Source organism: Stenotrophomonas sp. TWI819 (assembly GCF_039673075.1).
GTDB classification, from domain to species: Bacteria; Pseudomonadota; Gammaproteobacteria; order Xanthomonadales; family Xanthomonadaceae; genus Stenotrophomonas; species Stenotrophomonas rhizophila_B.
Genome location: NZ_JBDJKY010000004.1, coordinates 268,839 through 290,976, shown reverse-complemented (window position 1 = coordinate 290,976; position 22,138 = coordinate 268,839). Strand labels below are relative to the sequence as shown.

Genomic DNA, 22,138 nt, shown 5'->3' with positions numbered 1-22,138 from the left:
CGACGGCGCCCTAGGGCGCCGTCGTCGTTTGCGCCCCAGGCTGTCGGGATGCCGATTCCCTGCCCAGCCTCGTCCACCGCCCTGCTCACCCTGGTCCTGGCCGGCGGTGCCCTGCCACCCCGTCTGCGCCTGCTCCGGGCATTTCCGGATGCGGCGGCCGCGCTGCGGGCGGGCCCCAGCGCATGGCGCGCCGCCGGCTGCACCCCCGCGCAACGCGCGCTGCTGGCGTTGCCGGACGAACACTATCTGGCGCATGGCCTGGCGTGGCTGGCCGAGGATCACCATCACCTGCTGGGCCTGACCGACCCCGACTACCCGGCGCTGCTGGCCCAGATCGAGGAACCGCCCCTGGCGCTGTTCGTGGATGGGGAGCCGGCCCGGCTCTGGCATCCCGCCGTGGCCGTGGTCGGCAGCCGCTCGCCGAGCCCCAGCGGCCGCGAGCACGCGCACACATTTGCGATGGCCCTCGCCCGCGACGGCTGGTCGGTGGTGAGCGGGCTGGCCACCGGGGTGGACGCGCAGGCCCATGACGGCGCACTCCAGGTGCCCGGCGGGATGACCGTCGCCGTGGTCGCCACCGGCCTGGAGCAGACCTATCCGCGCCAACATGCCGCCCTGCATGGCCGCATCGCGGCGAGCGGGGCGGTGGTCAGCGAGTATCCGCCGGGCATGCCGGCCATCCAGGCGCACTTCCCCGCGCGCAACCGGATCATCGCCGGGCTCAGCCTGGGCACCCTGGTGGTCGAGGCCGCCCAGCGCTCCGGCGCCCTGATCACGGCCCGCTGCGCGGCCGAGGCCGGCCGCGAGGTATTCGCCCTGCCCGGCTCGATCCGCAACGCGCGTGCCCGAGGCTGCCACCGCCTGATCCGCCAGGGGGCGGCGCTGGTGGAAGAACCGGCCGAGGTGACCGCCGGCCTGACCGCACTGGCCCAGACCCTGGCCGGGGCCTTGCGAACCCGGCTCGATGCCCCCACTGAACAGGCACGACCGGCGCTCAAGAGCGCCCCCTCCTACACCGACCCGGACTACCAGTGCTTGTGGAAAGCTCTGGATGACGACCCAACGGGTATGGATTCATTGATCCAGCGCAGCGGATTGACGGCGGCCCAGCTGTCGGCCATGCTGCTGGTCATGGAACTGGATGGAAAGGTAATGGCCGCCTATGGTCGCTACTGTCGAAAACCCTAGTTTCTTCACCTCCACAGCGTCGTTGACGCAGGCCGAGGGGCAATGAAAGAGAGCATTCTGGATGTCCTGCTGTACCTGTTCGAACACTATTTCAGCGAAGACGCGGACCTCATCCGCGACCGCGACTCCCTCCAGAACGGCCTGATCCAGGCCGGCTTCAGCCCCACCGAGATCAACAAAGCCTTCGATTGGCTGGACGCGCTCGCCGAGCAGCGCCCGGCCGTGGTGCTGGGCCGCGTCAATGGCCCGGTGCGGATTTTCCATGGGCCCGAGCTGGACAAGCTCGACGTGGAAGGCCGTGGCTTTTTGATGTTCCTGGAGCAGCACGGCATCCTCGATGCCAGCCAGCGCGAGCTGGTGCTGGACCGTGCGATGGCGCTGGACCAGGACGAACTGGACCTGGACGACCTCAAATGGGTCGTGCTGATGGTGCTGTTCAACCAGCCCGGGGCCGAAGCCGCGTACGCCTGGATGGAAACCCAGATGTTCGTGGACGAACCGGAACCGCTCCACTGACCTTACACTGAGCGCCTTGCGCATTCAGGAGCGGGCCGGTGGACCAGTGGTTCTTTGCAGAAGGAAACAGTCAGCAGCGCGGTCCGCTGCCTGCTGACGAGTTGATCGCGCTCTACCGTTCCAGCCGCATCGCGTTGGATACGCTGGTCTGGCGCGACGGCATGGCGCAGTGGCAGCCGCTGGAAACCGTGGCCGCCGAGATCGGCCTGGACATCGCTCCCGCTGCCGAGGCGGTGGAAGTGATCGCGCCCGGCCCGACCCTGCCACCCGCACTCCCGGCTGCGCCTGCTGCGCCTGCGGCGTCGGCCGCGCCTGCCGATCCCGCCCCGCCCATCACGCCCACCGCCGCCCCACCACCCCGCCAGGGTCTGAGTGGCTGCGCGATCGTGGGTATCGTCGCGGCCGTGGTCGCGGTGCTGGTGCTGATCATCGGCGGCGCACTGGCGGTGCTGGCCGTGCCGGCCTACCGCGATTATGTCGCCCGCGCCAAAGCCACCGAGGCGATTGCCGCACTGGAACCGATCAAGGCGGCCGTGGCCGAATTCGCCAGCGAACATGGCCGCTGCCCGGTCAACGATGACGAGGGCTTCCAGCCGGCCGAAAGCTACGCTGACGGTGCGGTCGGCGCCGTGCGGATCGGTCGTTTCGACAATGGCCACTGCGGCGTGGAAGCCGAACTGACCGTGCCCGGCAGCACCTCGCTGGACGGCAAGCTGCTGTGGCTGGATTACGACGGTGAGCAGCAGCACTGGGAATGCAGTGGCGAACCGGATGACAAGTACCTGCCGCAGCACTGCCGCGGCTGATAACGGACACACGTCCATGGATGCACCCAACAGGGGATTGAAGCAATGACTGAGTGGTATTTCGCCGATGGCCAGGAACGCCAGGGACCGCTGAGCGCAGAGGAGATGCGCCAGCGCTTCCAGCGCGGTGACATCACCCTGACCACGCTGGTGTGGCGGGAAGGGTTCGCGCAGTGGGCACCGCTGTCCGAGGCCGTCGATGAGCTGCAGCTGCAGAATCTGGCCAGCGCGGCCAGTACGGTCGGCAGTGGCATCGACCTGCGCGGCGATTACACCGCCATCGACAACGGCACCGCACCGCTGCCGGGCACCGGCGGTGGTACCTACTCGCCTTACACCGCGCCTGCCGCGGCCACCGGCTATGCCAACACCGCCGTGGTCAGTGGCCAGGACGTGGTCTATGCCGGCTTCTGGAAGCGTTACGCCGCCTACTTCATCGACTACATCCTGCTGACGGTGGTCACCCTGCCGCTGAGCATGATCATCAACGTCATGGGCGTCAGCTCTGGCAGTGAAGGCATGCAGGTCGCGCTGACGCTGGTGGTGATGCTGCTCAGCATGGTGATCAGCATCGGCTATTACGCCGGCTTCCACGCCTCGCGCGGTGGCGCCACGCTGGGCAAGATGGCCGTCGGCATCAAGGTCGTGCGCGGCACCGGCGAGCGGATCAGCTTCCTGCGGGCCTTCTGCCGCTACCTGGCGACCATCGTCAGCAGCCTGATCCTGATGATCGGTTTCATCATGGCTGCCTTCACCGAGCGCAAGCAGGCGCTGCACGACATGATGTGCGACACCCTGGTGGTGGACAAGTGGGCCTTCACTGACCATCCCGAGCTGCAGCAGCGGGGCCTGGGTACGGTCACCATCGTGATCCTGGTGATTGCCGCACTGGCCGTGGTGGCCCTGTTCGGCGTGATGATCGCGATGATCGGCGTGATCGCCTCGATGTCCTGATCTGAGCAATCCTCACACCCGGCCGCTTGACACAAGCGGCCCCGGCGTGATTCCACTAATAGGCAGAAAGCTGAACGCCCGGCCCACCCCCGGGCGTTCGGTTTATGTATATCGCCCGCGCCGCTTCACTAATGCGGCCATTTGCTCCACCCTAGCGGCCCTCCCCGGGGCCCTGCCCATAGAATCCTGACGCCATGCCCAAGCACCTGCTCATCGTCGAATCGCCCGCCAAGGCCAAGACGATCAACAAATACCTCGGCAAGGACTTCACTGTCCTGGCCTCGTATGGGCATGTGCGTGACCTGGTGCCCAAGGAAGGCGCGGTCGACCCCGACAACAACTTCGCGATGCGGTACGACCTCATCGAGAAGAACGAAAAGCACGTCGATGCCATCGTCAAGGCCGCCAAGGGCGCCGACGACATCTTCCTGGCGACCGATCCGGATCGCGAGGGTGAAGCGATCAGCTGGCACATCGCCGAAATCCTGCGCGAACGCGGGCTGGTCAAGGACAAGCCCATGCAGCGCGTGGTCTTCACCGAGATCACCCCGCGCGCCATCAAGGAAGCGATGGGCCACCCGCGCGAGATCGCCGGTGACCTGGTCGATGCGCAGCAGGCGCGCCGCGCGCTGGATTACCTGGTCGGCTTCAACCTGTCCCCGGTGCTGTGGCGCAAAGTGCAGCGCGGCCTGTCCGCCGGCCGCGTGCAGAGCCCGGCGCTGCGCATGATCGTCGAGCGCGAAGAAGAGATCGAAGCCTTCATCGCCCGCGAGTACTGGAGCATCGATGCGCTGTGCGCGCATCCCTCGCAGCACTTCAACGCGCGCCTGATCAAGCTGGACGGGCAGAAGTTCGAACAGTTCACCGTGACCGACGGCGATACCGCCGAGGCCGCGCGCATGCGCATCCAGCAGGCCGCCCAAGGCGCCCTGCACGTCACCGACGTGGTCAGCAAGGAGCGCAAGCGCCGCCCGGCGCCGCCGTTCACCACCTCCACGCTGCAGCAGGAAGCCTCGCGCAAGCTCGGTTTCACCACGCGCAAGACCATGCAGGTCGCGCAGAAGCTGTATGAAGGCATGGCGATCGGTGAAGAAGAAGGCACCGTCGGCCTGATCTCGTACATGCGTACCGACTCGGTGAACCTCTCGCAGGACGCGCTGGCTGAAATCCGCGACGTGATCGCACGCGATTACGGCATCGGCTCGCTGCCGGACCAGCCGAACACCTACCAGACCAAATCCAAGAACGCCCAGGAAGCGCACGAAGCCGTGCGTCCGACCTCGGCACTGCGCACCCCGGCCCAGGTGGCACGCTTCCTCACCGACGACGAGCGCAAGCTGTACGAGCTGATCTGGAAGCGCGCTGTCGCCTGCCAGATGATCCCGGCCACGCTCAACACCGTCAGCGTGGACCTGTCAGCCGGCAGCGAGCACGTGTTCCGCGCCAGCGGCACCACCGTGGTCGTGCCCGGCTTCCTGGCCGTGTACGAGGAAGGCAAGGACAACAAGAGTGCCGACGACGACGATGAAGGCCGCAAGCTGCCGGCGATGAAGCCCGGCGACCGCGTGCCGCTCGAGCGCATCCTGGCCGAACAGCACTTCACCCAGCCGCCGCCGCGCTTCACCGAAGCGGCGCTGGTCAAGGCGCTCGAGGAGTACGGCATCGGCCGCCCCTCGACCTACGCCTCGATCATCCAGACCCTGCTGTTCCGCAAGTACGTGGAGATGGAAGGCCGCAGCTTCCGCCCGTCCGACGTCGGCCGTGCGGTGTCCAAGTTCCTGTCCAGCCACTTCACCCAGTACGTGGATTACGACTTCACCGCCAAGCTCGAAGACGAGCTCGATGCCGTGTCGCGGGGTGAGGAAGACTGGATCCCGCTGATGGCGCGGTTCTGGGAACCGTTCCACAAGCTGGTCGGCGAAAAGAACGAATCGGTCGACCGCGCCGAAGCCAGTGGCGCGCGCGAGCTCGGCACCGATCCCAAGACCGGCAAGCCGGTCAGCGTGCGCCTGGGCCGTTTCGGGCCGTACGCGGCGATCGGCAGCACCGCCGAGGACGCCGAGGACAAGCCCAAGTTCGCCTCGCTGCGCCCCGGCCAGTCGATGCACACCATCTCCCTGGAAGACGCGCTGGAACTGTTCCTGATGCCGCGTGCGCTCGGCCAGGACAAAGATGAGGACGTCAGCGTCGGTATCGGTCGCTTCGGTCCGTTCGCCAAGCGTGGCAGCACCTATGCCTCGCTGAAGAAGGAAGACGACCCGTACACCATCGACCTGGCCCGCGCCGTGTTCCTGATCGAAGAGAAGGAAGAGATCGCGCGCAACCGGATCATCAAGGAATTCGAGGGCAGCGAGATCCAGGTGCTGAACGGTCGCTTCGGCCCGTACATCAGCGACGGCAAGATGAACGGCAAGATCCCGAAGGATCGTGAGCCGGCCTCGCTGACCCTGCCAGAAGTGCAGAAGCTGATGGAAGAAACCGGCAAGCCGGTGCGCAAGGGCTTCGGCAAGAAAGCCGCCAAGAAGGTCGTCGCCAAGAAGGCCCCGGCCAAGAAAGCCGCCGCTGGCGAAGCGACCAAGAAGACCACCACCAAGAAGGCCGCGGTGAAGAAGGTTGCCAAGAAGGCCACGGCGAAGAAGGCAACCAAGAAGGTGGCCAAGAAAGCCGTGAAGAAGGCCGTCAAGAAGGTCGCTGCCAGCTGAGCCTGGTTGACCCCTCCCGCCACGGCGGGAGGATAATGCGGGCCATGCACCCGGGTCGCCTGTCATGAACGAACTCACTGTGGACACTGCCCTGCCTGCGCTGCGCGCCGGCGGGGTGATCGCCTATCCCACCGAAGCGGTCTGGGGGTTGGGCTGCGACCCCGCGCACGAGGCCGCGGTGAGGAAGCTGCTGCAGCTCAAGCAGCGCCCGGTCGAGAAGGGCATGATCCTGGTCGCCGCCGATCCGGCCCAGCTGGATGGCTGGGTGCGGATGGAGGCCCTGCCGCTGGATCGCCAAGGCGCGGTGCTGGCCAGCTGGCCCGGTGCCAATACCTGGATCCTGCCCGCCGGCGAACGTGCGCCACGCTGGATCACCGGCGAACACAGCGGCATCGCGGTGCGCATCAGCGCGCACCCCCTGGTCGCCGTGCTGTGCCGCGCCTGGGGCGGCCCGCTGGTCTCCACCAGTGCCAACCTCGCCGGCGAGCCGCCGGCACGCACACGCGCCGAACTGGACCCGCGCCTGCTGGCGTTGCTCGATGGCCTGATCGATGGCCAGACCGGTGGCCTGGCACAGCCCACGCCGATCCGCGATGCGCTCAGCGGCCAGGTGCTGCGCAGCTGAACCGGCTTTGCGTGGCGGCGGGCAAACCCGCACACTGAGCGCATGACCCCGCGCCCTGCCCTGTGGTTGTCCCTGCTCGCACTGCTGAGCCCTGTCATGCCTGCCGCGGCGCAGAGCGACAACGTGCGTGTCTATCGCTGCGTCAGCAGCAACGGCGCCGTCTCGCTGCAGGACGCACCGTGCCGTGAAGGCCGGCAGGAAGTGCGCGAGCTCCAGCGCCCGCGCGATCCCGCTCCGCGCGTGGTACGCAGCGACCGCGCGCCCGACCCGGCACCTGCACCGCGAGCACCCGAGCGCGAAGTGCGCTACGTGCACGTGCAGCCGCCGCAGCCGATGTACGAGTGCACCACCAGCGAGGGTGATACCTACGTCAGCGACAGCAACGAAGGCAATCCGCGCTGGGTGCCGATCTGGACGAATGCCTATCTGCCCTATCGGCCCGGCCCGCAGCCGCCCTCGGGTGGCTATCCACCGTCGCGTCCGCTGCCGCCGATCATGCCGATGGGCAGCGGTTCGGTGCGCAGCAGTGGCGGCTCGCTCTCCGTCAGCGGCGGCGGTTCACGGGTCGGCGGCAGCATCAACATCGGCGGTGGCAGCTCGCAGTGGGAAGGCGGTGGCTATCCGTATCCCGGCGTGGGCCACAGCGTGGTGGTACCGGCCGGCAACGTGCTGGTCCGCGACGAATGCCATGCGCTGCCCGCACAGGAAGTCTGTTCGCGGTTGAAGGATCGGCGCTGGGACCTGATCCGCCGCTACAACAGTGCGCTGCAGGGCGAGCGCGATGCGCTGACCCGCGAGCAACGCGGGATCGACGCGCGCCTGGACCAGGACTGCGGCGGGCACTGATGGTGCTGCGCTTTACACTGATGCGATGAAGCACTGCCTGCTGCTCACCCTGCTGCTATCGCTGCCGGCCGCCGCCGACGAAGCGGTGTTCTTCCGCTGCACCGATGCAGGTGGCAACCTGACCATCCAGAGCGTGCCCTGTCCGGCCGGCAGCGAACAACGCATGCAACGGATCAGTGCGCCGGTGCGTGCCCCGGCCGTGGTCGACGGTACCCCGGCCGCACCCACCACCGAACACACCATGCCGCCGCTGTCACTGGCCGGTGACGAGGACAGCGGCCTGCTCGACAGTGCATCGCTGCGCCCGCAGACACCGGCGGCGGAACATGACGAGACCGCCCCGCCCAAGCCGCCGCTGCCGGAGATCTATCAGTGCATCGCCGCCGATGGCGGCCGCTACCTGCACGAACGCGAGCCCGCCCCGTCACGCTGCGAATCGCTGGCCCTCACCGGCCTGGGGGGCAGCCATGCGCCGAGCAACGCGGCAAGCTGCGAAGTGGTGCGCGATGCCTGCGAGCCGGTAGCCGAAGCACAGCGCTGCAGCAGCTGGCAGCAGCGTTTCCGCGATGCACGGGGCCGCGAGCGTTTCGCCACGCCGGACAATCAGGCCGCCGCGACCGCCGAGCGCGCGCGTCTTGAAGCGGTGTTGGCCGAGAGCGATTGCCCCGTGCCATGACCGGGGTTACCCCGCGTCGTGACTGGATTCTCCGTGCGCCATCACCGCGTTCTGCCGCGCACCCTGTGACCGGTCGTGACGGCTGCTGGCCGTCTCAGAACCCGTAACGCAGGAACCCGCCATCCACCGCGATGCACTCGCCGGTGACGTAGCTGGAGGCCGGCAGGCACAGGAAGCCGACCGCCGCCGCCACCTCTTCCGGCTCGCCGATGCGGCGCATCGGGGTACGCTCGATCACCTGCTCGTAGTAGTCCGGGTCAGACAATGGGCCAGACGTGCGCCGGGTGCGGATGTACCACGGCGCCACGGCGTTGACACGGATTCCGTCCTCGGCCCACTCCACGGCCAGGTTGCGGGTCATCTGGTGCATCGCGGCCTTGGTCATGCCGTATACCGCGCCGCTGCGCACATGGGTCAGGCCGGACACGCTGCCGACGTTGACGATCGCAGAGGCCGCGTGCCGCGCCAGCAACGGGTGCGCATAGCGCGACAGCTCGAACGCCGAAAACAGGTTGGTCTCGAAGATCCCGCGCCACTCGTCTTCGGTGTATTCGGTGGCCGGCTTGCTGATGTTGCCACCGGCGTTGTTGACCAGGATGTGCAGCCCATCGCTGTGGTCTTCCACCCAGTCCAGGATTTCGCGGCGGTCCTCGTCATCGGAGACGTCGGCAGCCAGGCCATGAATCTCGCGGTCCGGGAAGGCATCGGCCAGTTCATCGCGGGCCATCTCCAGCGCATCGGCATCGCGGCCGACGATCAACAGGTCCGCACCGAAGCCCAGCAGCTCGCGCGCGATCGCCAAGCCGATGCCGGCACTGGCGCCGGTGATCAATGCGGTCTGTCCATCCAGTCGCCAACGTTGCGCGCTCACGTACTTCTCCTGCGGTGATCCATGGGATGCGGCACCCACGGTGCGGCCCGGATAGGATAACGCGCGATGGCCGGCACGCCGGGCGCCATCACGCGCGAGGCGCGAGGCGGTGGGACACTGATGCTCCGCTACCGGCTCAATGAGGGAGGTTGCCATGACAATCCGTATTGCCCTGCCGCTGCTCGCGATGATCGCGCTGAGCGCCTGCAACCGCCCGGTGCCCCCGGCACCGGATACACCGCCGGAACCGCAGGCCACCGAACTGCGCGATGCGATCCAGACACCGATCAACCGCGCCAAGGCGGTCAGCGATACCCTGCAGCAGTCCGCCGATGCCCGCGCTGCCGACGCCGACCGCGTCAGCGGTGACACGCCACCGCCCAGCCCCTGACCCCATCGCCCGGATGGCAGAACGCCCGGCACAAGCCGGGCGTTCGGGTGTCACACAGTACCGCTGAGGCCGCTTACAGACCGCAGAAGCAGTACACCAGCGTCTTGACCGGCGCGGCGTTGTTGCGCGGGTCGCGTGCGGCCTCTTCGACGAAGCGCAGCTGGGTGTCCAGCTCCGGCATCGAACGGGCCAGCATCAGGCGGGCCATGCCCGATTCGCCCAGCATCCAGGCACCGGCATGACTGCCGGCGAAGCCGCTGAGGAACTGCGCGAACGGGGTCGCGCCCTTCTCGATGTAGCGCACGCGGAACTTGTCATCCGCGCCCAGCTTGGCGCGGCTGGCGGCGTCGGCCACGGCGGCCTTCAGGCCACCGAAGTCATCGACCAGGCCACGTTCCTTGGCCTGCGCACCGCTCCACACGCGACCGCGGGCGACTTCATCGACCGCTTCCACCGGCTTGTTGCGCGCGGCGGCGACCTTGCCGGTGAAATCGGCGTAACCCTTGTTGATCACCGACTGGATGACCTGGCCCACGGCCGGGTCCATCGGGCGGGTGATGTCGAACGCACCGGCGAAGCGGGTGGTGCCCACGCCATCGGTATGCACGCCGATCTTGTCCAGCGAGCGGGCCACGTTCGGGATCATGCCGAAGATGCCGATCGAACCGGTGATGGTGGACGGGTCGGCGTAGATGCGATCGGCATTCATGCTGATCCAGTAACCGCCCGAGGCGGCCAGATCGCCCATCGAGACCACGACCGGCTTGCCGGCTTCCTTCAGCGCGACCACTTCGCGGCGGATCTGCTCGGAGGCGAACACCTCACCGCCCGGCGAGCTCACGCGCAGCACCACCGCCTTCACGTCCTTGTCGTCGCGCGCTTCGCGCAGCAGCGCCGAGGTCGACTCGCCACCGATCCGGCCGGCCGGGAGATCGCCGCCGGAGATTTCACCGGCCGCCACGATCACCGCCACCTGCGGACGCGAATCGACCGGCGAACGACGGCCGTCGAGCACGCTCAGATAGGCATCCAGATCGACGTTGCGGTAACCACCGTCTGCGTCATCATCGGCGACACCCCGCTCGGTCAGCAGGGTATCCACTTCCTCGCGCGTCTTCAGGCCGTCCACCAGCTTCTGCTGCAGGGCGAACTTGGCCAGGTCGCCACCGGCGGCGGCGATGCCTTCGGGCATGGTGTCGATGCCGGCGGCCAGCTGTGCCGGATCCAACTTGCGTGCCTTGGCGATGTCAGCCAGGTAGCGCTGCCACACATCGTTCATCCAGAACAGATCGGCTTCCTTGGCCTGCGGCGAAGCGGCATCGAGCACATACGGCTCGGCGGCCGACTTGTACTCGCCCACCTTGAACAGGTGCACGTCCACGCCCAGCTTGTCCTGCAGGCCGGTGCGGAAGTACTGGCGGTAGCGGCCCAGGCCCTCGAGCACCACGCCGCCCATCGGGTCGAGATAGACCTCGTTGGCCTGCGAGGCGAGCAGGTACTGCGACTGGCTCATGTTCTCGCTGAAGGCCACGACCTGCTTGCCGGCAGCGCGCAGCTCCTGCAGCGCAACCGTCACTTCGCGCATCGAGGCGAAGCCGCTCGGCTGCAGCTTGTCCAGCTCCAGCACCACGCGCTCGATCTTCTTGTCGGTCTTGGCCGCCTCCAGCGCGCGGATCAGATCGCGCAGCTGGATCTCTTCGGCGCTCTTGTCGCCCACGGCCTTGCCCAGCGCGCGACTGACCGGATCAGCACTGAACTGTTCGACCAGCCGGCCTTCCGGTGCGATCACCAGGGTCGTGCGGTCCTGCAGCGACGTCTTCGAGGTCGCGCTCTTGCCCATCGCGACGATGAACACGATCAGGATCAGGAACAGCAGCCCGAAAAACACCAGGTTGAGGATGAGCCGGCGGGTAAAGTTCATCACATCCCACAGCCCGATGAAGAAGCTGGCGACGGGATTGCGACGCGCGGGTTGATTCATGGGGGTAACTCCAAAGTGGCTTCTTGCCGTGGTGCCAGAATAGCCGGTGCCGGGCGCGTCGGCATCGGACACAAGTCAGGGTGTCGAAGGGAGGCCGGCCCGGGCGCTGCTCACGCGCAGGCGCCAGGCCATCAGGATGGCGGCAGCGGTCAGGCCCAGGATCAGCCCCAGCCACATGCCCTGCGGCCCCATGCCCAGGCCCAGGCCCAGCCCGGCGCCGAGCGGCATGCCCAGGCCCCAGTACGAGAACATGGCGATGAACATCGGCACGCGGGTGTCTTTCAGCCCGCGCAGCGCGCCGGCCGAGAGCACCTGGACGCCATCCGGGAACTGGAATGCGGCCGCATACAACAGCAGGGTCGAGGCCAGGGCAGCCACGCCCAGATCGTTCGTGTAGACCCCGACGATGGCGTCATGGCCAAGCAGCAGCACCAGCGCCGACAGCGTCTGGGTGCCCAGGATGATCAGCAGCCCGGCGATCGCCGCGCGGCGCACGCCCAGCCCGTTGCCGCTGCCGACCGCATGGCCGACCCGCACCGTGGTCGCTTCGGCCACACCCATCGGGATCATGAAGCACAGCTGGGCCACGTTGATGGCGATCTGGTGCGACGCCGCTTCAGTCGCGCCCAGGCGCCCGATCAGCAGCGCGGTGACGATGAACAATCCACCTTCCATCAGCACGGTGATACCGATCGGCAGGCCGGTCCGCAGCAGCTCCCAGATCGCGCTCCAGCGCGGCGCCTCGAAGTGCGCGAACAGCTGCAGATGGGCGAAGCGCTTGGTCTTCCAGAGATAGCCGGCAAAGCACAGGGCCTGCAGCCACATCATGATCGCCGAGGCCATGCCCAGGCCTTCGGCGCCCAGCTCGGGGAAGCCGAGCTTGCCGTAGCAGAGCACATAGCCCAGCGGCGCCAGCACCAGCAGGCCGCCAAAGCCGAGCAGCATGGTCGGTAGCGTCCAGTGCATGCCCTCACTCAGGTAGCGCATGCAGAAGTACAGCGTCAGCGCCGGGCCGCCCCAGCGCACCGCATGCAGGAACGCGGTCGCCCCGGGCACGATGTCCGGCGCGATGCCGAACGCCGGCAGCAGCGGCGGCACCACCGTGAGGAAGGTGAACATGATCAGGCCCAGGCCCAGCGCCAGCCACAACGCCTGGCGGAACAGCGGGCCGATCTCGCGCTCGCGGCCAGCACCGTGCAGCTGCGAGACCGAGGCGGTCAGCGAGATCAGGGTGCCGATCGGGATCAGCATGGGCAGCCACAGCAGCGCCGTGCCGATGGTGACGGCGGCGAGCGTGTGGGTGCCGTGGTGACCGGCGATCACGTTGTCGACGAAGGAGATCAGGCCGGTGGAGACATGGCCCAGAACCAGCGGCAGCGCGAGCAGACCGGTGGCGCGCACTTCCCGGGAGAGGCGCGGCGTAGAGGAAGCGGTAGACATGGACGTCACAGACGGCAACTACGGTCGCGCGCGGAAGGCACAGGCACCGGGTTGCGGCCCGACATCTTACGCGCGCGGCCGGGGAAAAGCCGCGCTTTCAGGTAAACGGGGCGATGCCGTCAGTGGCCGACGTGCTCGCGCAGCCAGGTGTCGCGCGCAGCCGGGGCCACGCCCAGGAACTCGGCACGTACGCGATCGCGGTCCTGCGGCGGAGTGCGCTGCGCGACCAGGGTCAGCTGGGTGAGCTGGGAGGGCGTGAGCTGGCGCAGCACCGCCAGCGCGGTCGGGCGCTGCTCGGCCGGCAGGTAACCGAACAGGCCCTGCAGCTTGGTGAATTCATGCCCGAGCTGAGGACCCAGCAACCAGCCATCGCGGAAGCGTTGATCCTGCTCGGCGAAGCGCTGGCGCAAGGCCTGCTGCTGGGCTGGCGGCAGTGCTGCCACGCGTGCCGCTGCTGCACGGACGCGGGCGCGCTCGCTCTCGCTCATGGCCTGCCAGGCGGCATAGCGGCTGCGCAGCTCGCGCAGCTGGGCCGGATCCAGCGCCGCGGGGGTGGCCGGGATGGCCGGCGCCGTGGCGCTGGGCGGGGCCGGCACCGCCAGCGGCACCTCCACCCGGTTGGGGGCGGCGATGGCCGCACTGGAGAGCCCGAGGGCGATCAGCAGGAAGGCGGGCTTACTCATCGGCGGCAGCCGTCTCCAGGCCGGCGGTAGCGGGTTCAGGGCGGCTCGGCTGGGCTTGGGATTCGTCCACGGGCACGGGACCGCCTGCGGCGAACCAGGCGTACAGATCGGCATCGCGAGCGGTCGGCAGATCCGGATCGGCCAGCATCGCCGCGTCCGTAGCTGCGTAGGGCGAGGCGGTCGGGGCCACGGTTGGCAGGTCGTCGGCAGGCAGGTCTTCCACGGTGACCTGGGCGTCATCGGCGACCGCCCCCTCGGGGATCTCCGCTGCGGGCTCACCGGCCTGGCGGGCGTGCTTCCACCATGCCGCCCCGCCAAGCAGCACGCCCACCGTCACCGCAACGATCAGCACGCCCTTCCAGGGGAAACGACGGCCACGCTGGCGCTTGAGCGGGCGGCGCTGAGTGGGCGCATCGGACTTGACCGGGGTGCGCCAGGAGGCGGCATCGGGCTGCTGGCTGGCCGGCGCGGCCACCGGCTGCTGCAGGCGCTGCAGGCGGGTGGCCGGCAGATCACGGATGCGCAGTTGGACCTGTTCGGCCAGCGCGCGCCAGCCAGCGGCATCGGGGTTGCCATGGGCATCGCGCGGGCAGGCATCGGCCAGTGCGTGCTGGTAGTCGGCCATCGGCAGATCCAGGATCTGTGCGGCCGCGGCTTCATCCAGCCCGCCACCGATCCGCAGCAGGAACGCCAGTCGCGCCGGCGCGGCCAGCCCGGCCAGGTGCTCCAGCGACGCGGGCCAAGTGCCTCCGGCCGGCTCGCGCAACGGCGCACGGTGTACCAGCAGCGACCAGAACCGCTCCGGCCACTGGGCCATGGGCAGATCGCTGGCGATCCCGGCGAAGGCACGCATGACGGCGACCAGCGCCTGTTCGGCGACGGTCGGGTCGCCGCACTGCAGCTCGGCCACGACCAGGGCGCGGCGTTCAACGCCACGGAGAAACGCCGACAGCGCGCCGGCTGCGGTAGAAGAAACGGGGGCGGGCGCAGCCGTCATAGCAACTCCATCATTGTGTGGAAATGATAGCGATTGCGTCACTCCAGCGGCGCGCGGATGTTCATTTCCAGTGAGCGGCCACGGTGCGCAAAGCCTTCCGGCGCAAAAGGTTGTGCACAGCACCACGTAAAACCGGGGTAGAACCACACGTGAGCCCCGCGTCAAGTCTGTTTCAACTTTGTTTCACAGCTATCTTGTTGTTTTTATTGATCATTGTTGCGTGGCTATTTTTTGACCAACCTGAGCAGAACGTCGGAAGTTCCTGACGCAAGGCGGTCACATACGCAGTGGCGCACAGACTTATCCACAGAAGATGTGGATAAGCCTGAATCTCCAATCAAGTCGGATATTTAGGTGGGATTTATGATTCGGCGCGCACCCGGTTGAGACGGTGAATGGGCGTGATCCGGTCCGCCCCTGCCCGCTACACTGGCCCGATGACCTCCTCGTCTTCGACCCTGCGCGTCGCCCTGCCGGTGCCGCTGCCGCACTTGTTCGACTACGCCCCGCCGCCCGGGCCGGCCCCGGACCCGGGGATGACCGGGCAACGGGTCCGGGTGCCGTTCGGCTCCCGGGAGCTGGTCGGCGTGGTGGCCGGGATCGGCCAGGTCGAAGACCCCGGCAGCCTGCGCGCCGCGATCGAGTGGATCGACACCACGCCCCTGGTGACCGGTGAGCTGTGGCGCTCGCTGCAGTGGCTGGCGCGCTACACCCATGCCCCGCTGGGCGAAGTGATCAGTACGGCCCTGCCCGGTCCGCTGCGGCGGGGTGAGGCCGTGCCGGACACCCATCAGTGGGGCTGGCAGCTGACGGCGGCCGGCCACGACCCGCAGCCCAAGCTGCGCAGCGGTACCCGTCCGCAACGCCTGGCAGCGTGCCTGGCCGAGGGCGTGGTGAACGAAGACCGCCTGGATACCTTGATGGACGACTGGCGCAGCGCTGCCCGGTCGCTGGCCAAGCGGGAGCTGGTCGAACGGATCGCGCTGGCGCACAGCCCGGCCGTCGCGTCGCCGGCCAGCGGCCCCGCGCCCAATGCCGAACAGGCCGAGGCGATCGCCGCGATCACGTCCGCCGACGGCTTTGCCGCCTATCTGCTCGATGGCGTGACCGGCAGTGGCAAGACCGAGGTCTACCTGCAGGCGATCGTGGCGTGCCTTGCGCGCGGCAAGCAGGCGCTGGTGCTGGTGCCGGAGATCGGGCTGACCCCGCAGACGCTGTCGCGCTTCCGCAACCGCCTGGGCATTCCGGTGCATGTGCTGCACTCGGGCTTGAACGACAACGAGCGCGCCCGCGTGTGGGCCGCCGCCGCGCGAGGCGAAGCACAGGTCATCGTCGGCACGCGCTCGGCGGTATTCACGCCGCTGCCGAATGCGGGCCTGATCGTGATCGACGAAGAGCACGACGGCAGTTACAAACAGCAGGACGGCATCCGCTATCACGCACGCGATTTCGCGCTGGTACGCGCCAAGGCACTGGACGTGGCGGTGGTGCTCGGCAGCGCCACGCCGTCGCTGGAATCGCTGCACAACGCGCATGCCGGCCGTTACACCCACCTGCGCCTGAAGCAGCGCGCGGGCGCCGCGCGTCCGCCGGTGGTGCGCGTGCTTGATGTGCGTAAACGCCCGCTGCGCGATGGGCTCTCGCCGGAAGTACTGGCCGGCATCACCCAGCATCTGCAGGCCGGGCACCAGGTGCTGGTGTTCAAGAACCGCCGCGGCTATGCGCCCGTGCTGCTCTGCCATGACTGCGGCTGGACCGCGCCGTGCCAGCGCTGCGATGCGCCGATGACCGTGCATGCCGGCGGCCGGCGCCTGCAGTGCCACCACTGTGGCGCACGCCAGTCCGCGCCGCTGGCGTGCCCGGACTGCGGCAGCCTGGCGCTGCAGCCGCAGGGCATCGGGACCGAGCGGCTGGAAGAACACCTGGTCGAGGCCTTCCCGGAGTTCCCGGTGATCCGCATCGACCGCGGCACCACCGGCAAGCGGGAGGCGTTGGAAACCCAGCTGGCCTCGCTCGGCGATCGCGCGGGGATCCTGGTCGGCACGCAGATCCTCGCCAAAGGTCACGACCTGCCGAAGCTGACCCTGGTGGTGGTGGTCGGCATCGATGAAGGCCTGTTCTCGGCCGACTTCCGCGCCAGTGAAAAACTCGCGCAGCAGCTGATCCAGGTCGCCGGCCGCGCCGGGCGTGCGGTGGATGCCGGCGAGGTCTGGCTGCAGACCCACCACCCGGGGCATCCGCTGCTGGAGACGCTGGTCAACGGTGGGTATCACGCCTTTGCCGAGGCGGAACTGCAGCAGCGCGAAGCGGCCGGTTTCCCGCCGTTCGCGCACCTGGCGCTGCTGCGTGCCGAAGCGCAGCAGGTGGAGCATGCCAACGCGATGCTCAGTGCGGTGCGCGCGTTGATTCCCGACGATGCCGCGGTGGAACGCTACGGCCCGATGCCGGCACCGATGCCCCGCCGCGCCGGCTACCAGCGCACCCAGCTGCTGCTGTCCTCACCCGCGCGACGCCCACTGCATGGCGTGCTGGATCAGGTGACGCCGCAGATCTCCGCGCTGCCGCAGGCACGCAAGGTGCGCTGGTCGCTGGATGTGGATCCGATGGATCTGTACTAGGCCGGTAGGTGCCGACCGTGGGTCGGCACGGCCGCTCAGGTCAGCGCGGTCATGACCCCGCGCTGATACGCCGGCCGCTGTTTCAACCGCTCGTACCAGACGGCCAGGTGCGGCAGGTCCGGCCGCTGGATCGGCATCTCGAACCAGGCATAGATGAAGGCACCCAGCGGGATATCGCCCATCGCGAACTGCTCGCCGGACAGATACGGCTGCCGCGACAAGGCCTCATCGGCCATCGCCAGCAACTCGCCCGAGCGCACCAGTGCGGCAGCGATGCGCGCCTCATCCCGATCAGCGGGCGCGGTCCGCAACGTGCCCCAGAACAGATCGCGGAACACGCCGGCGAAGGTCGAGGTGGTCCAGTCCATCCACTTCTCCGACTGCGCGCGCGCCACCACGTCTTCCGGGTACAGCGTGCCCAGCGCGTAGCGCGCGCAGAGATAGCGCACGATCGTGTTGGATTCCCACAGCGGCAGGCCCTGGTCCTCGATCACCGGCACCAGCCCGTTCGGATTCATCGCCCGGTATTCCGGCGACTGCGTGCCACCGAATGCACCGCCGACCTCGATCGACTCGTAAGGCGCGCCGATCTCCTCGGCACACCACAGCACTTTGCGCACGTTGCTGGAATTGCGACGGCCCCAGATGTTCAGCATGATCGGATTCCCGTATCGTTCGATGCGCGGCAGCGGGGTCGCGCGGTGCCGCTACGATACGCCCAACGGCGGGCCCACCGTCATGTCATGGATGAAAAACAATGATCCTCTACGCACTCGAAATCGTGTTGCTCGTTGCCGGCATCGGTGCCCTGGTGGTCGGTTATCGCCGCCACCATCGCAATCTGCTGCTCAGCGCCGCGCTGTTGCTGCTGGCCAGCGGCATGCTGCCTGACGCCGTGCGAGGCTTCTCCGATGGCTTCAACGGCAGCACGGCCCGCCCGCTGGCCGCGCTGCTGCGTTGAGGCCAGCGCTTACTTCGTCGCCTTGGCCGCACTCTTCTTGGGCAGCGCGCGCACATAGGTCGATTTGCCGTCCTTCTTCATCTCGAACAAACCGGTCGCGGCCAGCAGATCACTGAGTTTGCCGTACCCGTAATTGCGCGAATCGAACGAGGCCTGGTTGCCGATCTGGCTGCCGACCGGGCCCAGGTGTGACCAGCCATCCTCGGCTTCGGCCGAGGTCACCGCGCGCCGGAGCATCTGCACCAGGCGGGTGTCATTGCGCAGCTCCGGGCCGCTCTTGCGCGGGCGGGTTTCCTCGTTGTCCTGCTCCACCTCCTGATCGGCCGCATGCGGCTGCCCCAGGGCTTCGATGTAGGTGAACTTCGAGCACGCGTTGACGAATGGCTCGGGCGTTTTCTTCTCGCCGAAGCCGTACACCTTGACCCCGTCGGTCAGCAGGCGCATCACCAGCGGGGTGAAGTCGGCATCACTGGAGACGATCGCAAAACCATCCAGATTGCGGGCGTACAGCATGTCCATCGCGTCGATCACCATCGCCATGTCCGAGGCGTTCTTGCCGCGGCTGTAGGCAAACTGCTGGATGGGGCGGATCGCGTACTCGTGCAGCACGGACTCCCACCCTTTCAACCGCGGGCTCTTCCAGTTGCCGTAGGCACGGCGGACATTGGCCACGCCGTAGCGGGCCACTTCGGCCAGCACCGCATCAATCTTGGATGAGGGCGCGTTGTCGGCATCGATCAACAGGGCGATGCGCTTTTCCGGTTCGGACATCTCGGTCTCCTGGACAGGATCGGATCGGCCATCGGGCAAGCGCGATGGCCCCTGAACCCAGTATCGGCCATCGACGTGAACATCGCGCTTCACGTGCGACCATGGGCCGCATCACGAGACGACCTGCGCCGCCCCCCGCCGGCGCCCGCCAAGGAGTGAAGCATGACCCGCGATCCCACGCCCCACCTGCTCATCATAGGTGGCGGTTTTGCCGGCCTCTGGGCCACCCGTGCCCTCGCCTCGGCGCACGTGCGCATCACCCTGGTGGACCGTCGCAACCATCATCTGTTCCAGCCGCTGCTCTACCAGGTGGCCACCGCAGGCCTGTCCGCGCCGGATATCGCCGCACCGCTGCGCCACATCCTCGGTCACCAGCGTAATGTCGAAGTGCGGCTGGGCGAAGTGACCGACATCGACAAGGCCGCGCGCACCGCGACGCTGGCCGATGGCACGCAGATTACGTACGACACCCTGATGCTGTGCACCGGCGCCACCCACGCGTATTTCGGCCACGACGAATGGGCCGCCGATGCGCCGGGCCTGAAGACGCTGGACGATGCCATCGCGCTGCGCCGCAAGCTGCTGCTCGCCTTCGAGCGTGCCGAGGCCGAACCCGATCCCGCGCGCAAAGCGGCGTGGCTGAGTTTCGCCGTGGTCGGTGGCGGCCCCACCGGCGTGGAACTGGCCGGCACCCTGGCCGAGATCGCACGGCATACGCTGCGCAATGAGTTCCGCCATATCGATCCCGCCTCGGCCAAGGTCCGCCTGGTCGAAGCCGGCCCGCGCGTGCTGTCCACCTTCCCCGAGGTGCTCTCGCTCAAGGCGCGGCGGCAGCTGGAAAAGCTGGGCGTGGAAGTGCTCACCGGCACGCCGGTCAGCGACATCACTGCCGAAGGCTTCCAGCTCGGCGAGCGCTTCGTCGAGGCCCGCACCGTGGTCTGGGCCGCCGGTGTCGCCGCCTCACCGCTGGCACGTACGTTGGACGTACCACTGGACCGCGCCGGCCGCGTGCCGGTGCAGCCTGACCTCACCCTGGAGGGCCACCCGGAGATCTTCGTTGCCGGTGACCTGGCGGCACTGACCCAGGCCGACGGCAAGCCGGTGCCCGGCGTCGCGCCGGCGGCCAAGCAGATGGGCAAGCACGTGGCCACCACCGTCCAGGCACGCCTGGCCGGCAAGCCCGCGCCGGGTGCGTTCAAATACCAGGACTTCGGCAACCTGGCGACCATCGGCCGCATGGCGGCGATCGTCCACCTCGGCCGGCTGCAGCTTTCCGGCGTGCTGGCCTGGTGGTTCTGGCTGGCCGCGCACGTGTTCTTCCTGATCGGCTTCCGCAACCGCGTGGTGGTGCTGTTGAACTGGGCGGTGGCGTACTGGAGCTACCAGCGCAGCGCACGGATCATCTTCGGTGATGCACAGGACGATCGCCGGCCGAAACGACCGCCCACGCCCTGATCATCCCTGCGACAGACATCGCCAGCCATCCACCTGGCCGCTGTAGGAGACCGCCTCGCTGGCCAGCAGACCTTCGAAGCCGGCGATGTTCTGGTGGGTCGGCAGCATCAGCGGATGCACCACCACCTGCCAGGGGTAGTCGTCGTTGCCCTCGTAGGCGGCGAAGGACACCTTCTGGTCGTTCTTGAGCAGGTGCACGGCGAAGGCGATCGCCACATCCTGGGTCGGAAAGATCAGCGCGAAATCCACCTCGCGCGGAATCGACAGATCGTCGCCATCCTGCAGCATGTTCCAGAGCACATCGCCATTCTCATCTTCCGGGTACAACGACAGATCGCGGGACATGGCACTCCAGGGCTTGGGCAAGCGGATCAACGAACGAGGGTCGATGGTATGCCGCCAACGAAGGCCCGAACAACCCGCACGCGCGGCTACGTGGGATCGGGCAGCGCCAGCCACGCCAGCTTGCGCTCGCGCGGTTGCCGCTTGAGCTGCCACTCGGCCTTCGACGCGGCCGCGCGGTCCGGGTAGGCGCGCATCGCCAGCACCTTCACCGGTGGGTTGGCCCGCGTGTATTTCGCCCCTTTGCCGGCGAGATGGGCCTGGAAGCGTGCGTCCACGTCGTTGCTGATGCCGGCGTAATAGCTGCCGTTGCGGCATTCAAGCAGGTACAGGTACCAGAGGGCGGGTTCAGCGGGCATACCGGGATTATCCCCCGGCACGGGCCCGGCGGCTGCTAGAATCCGCCCCGGATGCAGGAGAGAGGCGCCGCGCTGGCGCCCGCCGAAGGCGCAGGCTCCCATAATCGCTCAGGCCGGTGGCTGCACAGCCACCAACCATGCATCCGACACGCCGATCTGGAGAGAGGTCTTCAATGACCCGCCGAAGGGGCACGTGGCCTTGGCCACCGAACTCTCAGGCAAAAGGACAGCGGGAGCGGCAACGGAATCCCACCCCACGACAGTGCAGCGGCGCTGGCGTGATGCGTGCGCGTTTCCGTCCCCGCCTGACGTGTTTCCCGGAGCCCCCCCATGCTGCTCTCCCTGATCTACCTCATCGCCATCTCGGCCGAAGCCATGACCGGCGCGCTGTCGGCCGGCCGCCGCCGCATGGACCTGTTCGGCGTGGTCATCATCGCCTGCGTCACCGCGCTCGGCGGCGGCTCGCTGCGCGACATCGTGCTCGGCCACTACCCGCTGGGCTGGGTGAAGCACCCGGAGTACCTGGGCTTCACCATCTGCGCAGCACTGATCGCGACCTGGGTGGCGCGCTGGATGCATCACTTCCGGCGCACCTTCCTGGTGCTCGATGGCCTGGGCCTGATCGCGTTCACTCTGATCGGGTGCGCGGTCGCGCGCGAAGGCGGGCACACCGTGCCGATCATCCTGATCGCCGGCATGCTGACCGGTGCGTTCGGCGGCGTGCTGCGCGATGTGTTGTGCAACGAGGTGCCGCTGATCTTCCAGAAAGAACTGTATGCCGTGATCACCCTGCTCACCGGTGCGGCCTACCTGACCCTGCTGGAACTCGGCGTGTCACTCAACGCCGCCACGCTGTGGTGCCTGGGCGGCGGCTTCCTGTTCCGCCTGCTGGCCATCCACTTCAAGTGGGAAATGCCGAAGTTCGTGTACCGCGACGAGGTGCATTGACGCACCCG

General features: G+C 67.9%; 22 protein-coding genes and 2 riboswitches. Of the genes, 13 read left to right on the top strand and 9 right to left on the bottom strand.

The features are described 5' to 3' along the window. Positions 1-48 precede the first annotated feature (48 nt). The 8 genes from dprA to ABE463_RS07875 all read left to right on the top strand — a co-directional run bounded on the left by dprA (position 49) and on the right by ABE463_RS07875 (position 8,313). Positions 49-1,188, top strand: a complete 1,140-nt coding sequence (dprA, locus tag ABE463_RS07910) for a DNA-processing protein DprA (RefSeq protein ID WP_346467770.1) — start codon at positions 49-51, stop codon at positions 1,186-1,188. Between the two features lie 42 nt (positions 1,189-1,230). Next, positions 1,231-1,704: a DUF494 family protein gene (locus ABE463_RS07905; protein ID WP_088433666.1), complete on the top strand. Its 474-nt coding sequence runs from the start codon at positions 1,231-1,233 to the stop codon at positions 1,702-1,704. A gap of 38 nt (positions 1,705-1,742) precedes the next feature. Next, a complete protein-coding gene (locus ABE463_RS07900) occupies positions 1,743-2,510 on the top strand; it encodes a pilin (protein ID WP_346467769.1) in 768 nt (255 codons plus the stop codon). Between the two features lie 45 nt (positions 2,511-2,555). Continuing rightward, positions 2,556-3,464: an RDD family protein gene (locus tag ABE463_RS07895; RefSeq protein ID WP_259258955.1), complete on the top strand. Its 909-nt coding sequence runs from the start codon at positions 2,556-2,558 to the stop codon at positions 3,462-3,464. Between the two features lie 194 nt (positions 3,465-3,658). After that, positions 3,659-6,166 carry a DNA topoisomerase I gene (locus tag ABE463_RS07890; protein WP_346467768.1) on the top strand — a complete coding sequence of 836 codons (2,508 nt, stop codon included), beginning with the start codon at positions 3,659-3,661 and terminating at the stop codon, positions 6,164-6,166. Positions 6,167-6,230: 64 nt separating this feature from the next. Further along, positions 6,231-6,791, top strand: coding sequence for a Sua5/YciO/YrdC/YwlC family protein (locus ABE463_RS07885; protein ID WP_346467767.1), 561 nt, complete (start codon positions 6,231-6,233; stop codon positions 6,789-6,791). A gap of 96 nt (positions 6,792-6,887) precedes the next feature. Next, positions 6,888-7,637: a DUF4124 domain-containing protein gene (locus ABE463_RS07880; RefSeq protein ID WP_346467809.1), complete on the top strand. Its 750-nt coding sequence runs from the start codon at positions 6,888-6,890 to the stop codon at positions 7,635-7,637. A gap of 25 nt (positions 7,638-7,662) precedes the next feature. After that, a complete protein-coding gene (locus tag ABE463_RS07875; RefSeq protein WP_346467766.1) occupies positions 7,663-8,313 on the top strand; it encodes a DUF4124 domain-containing protein in 651 nt (216 codons plus the stop codon). A 94-nt stretch (positions 8,314-8,407) separates the two neighbouring features. On the opposite strand, the gene ABE463_RS07870 is transcribed toward ABE463_RS07875, so the two are convergent. Beyond that, positions 8,408-9,184, bottom strand: a complete 777-nt coding sequence (locus ABE463_RS07870; RefSeq protein WP_259258949.1) for an SDR family oxidoreductase — start codon at positions 9,182-9,184, stop codon at positions 8,408-8,410. Between the two features lie 154 nt (positions 9,185-9,338). On the opposite strand from ABE463_RS07870, the gene ABE463_RS07865 reads away from it, so the two are divergent. Continuing rightward, positions 9,339-9,575: a hypothetical protein gene (locus ABE463_RS07865; RefSeq protein WP_259258948.1), complete on the top strand. Its 237-nt coding sequence runs from the start codon at positions 9,339-9,341 to the stop codon at positions 9,573-9,575. A gap of 73 nt (positions 9,576-9,648) precedes the next feature. Here ABE463_RS07865 and sppA read toward each other — a convergent pair whose 3' ends face one another. The 4 genes from sppA to ABE463_RS07845 form a co-directional block, all read right to left on the bottom strand. Next, entirely contained in the window at positions 9,649-11,556 is a 1,908-nt protein-coding gene (gene sppA, locus ABE463_RS07860) for a signal peptide peptidase SppA (protein WP_123730052.1), read from the bottom strand. A gap of 75 nt (positions 11,557-11,631) precedes the next feature. Continuing rightward, positions 11,632-12,996 carry an MATE family efflux transporter gene (locus ABE463_RS07855; RefSeq protein WP_259258946.1) on the bottom strand — a complete coding sequence of 455 codons (1,365 nt, stop codon included), beginning with the start codon at positions 12,994-12,996 and terminating at the stop codon, positions 11,632-11,634. Between the two features lie 119 nt (positions 12,997-13,115). Beyond that, positions 13,116-13,679, bottom strand: a complete 564-nt coding sequence (locus tag ABE463_RS07850; protein WP_259258945.1) for a DUF3106 domain-containing protein — start codon at positions 13,677-13,679, stop codon at positions 13,116-13,118. Next, on the bottom strand, positions 13,672-14,676 hold the full coding sequence (locus ABE463_RS07845) for a hypothetical protein (protein ID WP_259258944.1): 1,005 nt from the start codon (positions 14,674-14,676) through the stop codon (positions 13,672-13,674). The genes ABE463_RS07850 and ABE463_RS07845 overlap by 8 nt, the downstream gene beginning before the upstream one ends. Positions 14,677-15,113: 437 nt before the next feature. Between ABE463_RS07845 and ABE463_RS07840 the strand changes: the two genes are divergently transcribed. Then, entirely contained in the window at positions 15,114-17,294 is a 2,181-nt protein-coding gene (locus ABE463_RS07840; protein ID WP_346467765.1) for a primosomal protein N', read from the top strand. Between the two features lie 35 nt (positions 17,295-17,329). Here the strand turns inward: ABE463_RS07840 and ABE463_RS07835 are convergent, their stop codons facing one another. Further along, positions 17,330-17,950: a glutathione S-transferase gene (locus ABE463_RS07835; protein WP_346467764.1), complete on the bottom strand. Its 621-nt coding sequence runs from the start codon at positions 17,948-17,950 to the stop codon at positions 17,330-17,332. A gap of 101 nt (positions 17,951-18,051) precedes the next feature. On the opposite strand from ABE463_RS07835, the gene ABE463_RS07830 reads away from it, so the two are divergent. Further along, a complete protein-coding gene (locus ABE463_RS07830; RefSeq protein ID WP_259258942.1) occupies positions 18,052-18,255 on the top strand; it encodes a hypothetical protein in 204 nt (67 codons plus the stop codon). Between the two features lie 9 nt (positions 18,256-18,264). On the opposite strand, the gene ABE463_RS07825 is transcribed toward ABE463_RS07830, so the two are convergent. Then, complete coding sequence (locus tag ABE463_RS07825; RefSeq protein WP_102788585.1) at positions 18,265-19,026, bottom strand: NYN domain-containing protein; 762 nt, start codon at positions 19,024-19,026, stop codon at positions 18,265-18,267. 162 nt (positions 19,027-19,188) lie between these two features. Between ABE463_RS07825 and ABE463_RS07820 the strand changes: the two genes are divergently transcribed. Continuing rightward, a complete protein-coding gene (locus ABE463_RS07820; RefSeq protein ID WP_259258941.1) occupies positions 19,189-20,481 on the top strand; it encodes an NAD(P)/FAD-dependent oxidoreductase in 1,293 nt (430 codons plus the stop codon). On the opposite strand, the gene ABE463_RS07815 is transcribed toward ABE463_RS07820, so the two are convergent. Both ABE463_RS07815 and ABE463_RS07810 read right to left on the bottom strand, forming a co-directional pair. Next, entirely contained in the window at positions 20,482-20,826 is a 345-nt protein-coding gene (locus ABE463_RS07815; RefSeq protein WP_346467763.1) for a ribonuclease E inhibitor RraB, read from the bottom strand. 86 nt (positions 20,827-20,912) lie between these two features. After that, positions 20,913-21,182, bottom strand: a complete 270-nt coding sequence (locus ABE463_RS07810) for a GIY-YIG nuclease family protein (RefSeq protein WP_121040315.1) — start codon at positions 21,180-21,182, stop codon at positions 20,913-20,915. A gap of 44 nt (positions 21,183-21,226) precedes the next feature. Then, positions 21,227-21,320, top strand: a riboswitch (glycine riboswitch). A gap of 8 nt (positions 21,321-21,328) precedes the next feature. Beyond that, positions 21,329-21,420: riboswitch (glycine riboswitch) on the top strand. A 92-nt stretch (positions 21,421-21,512) separates the two neighbouring features. On the opposite strand from ABE463_RS07810, the gene ABE463_RS07805 reads away from it, so the two are divergent. After that, a complete protein-coding gene (locus ABE463_RS07805; protein ID WP_019183564.1) occupies positions 21,513-22,130 on the top strand; it encodes a trimeric intracellular cation channel family protein in 618 nt (205 codons plus the stop codon). The last annotated feature ends 8 nt before the right edge of the window (positions 22,131-22,138 follow it).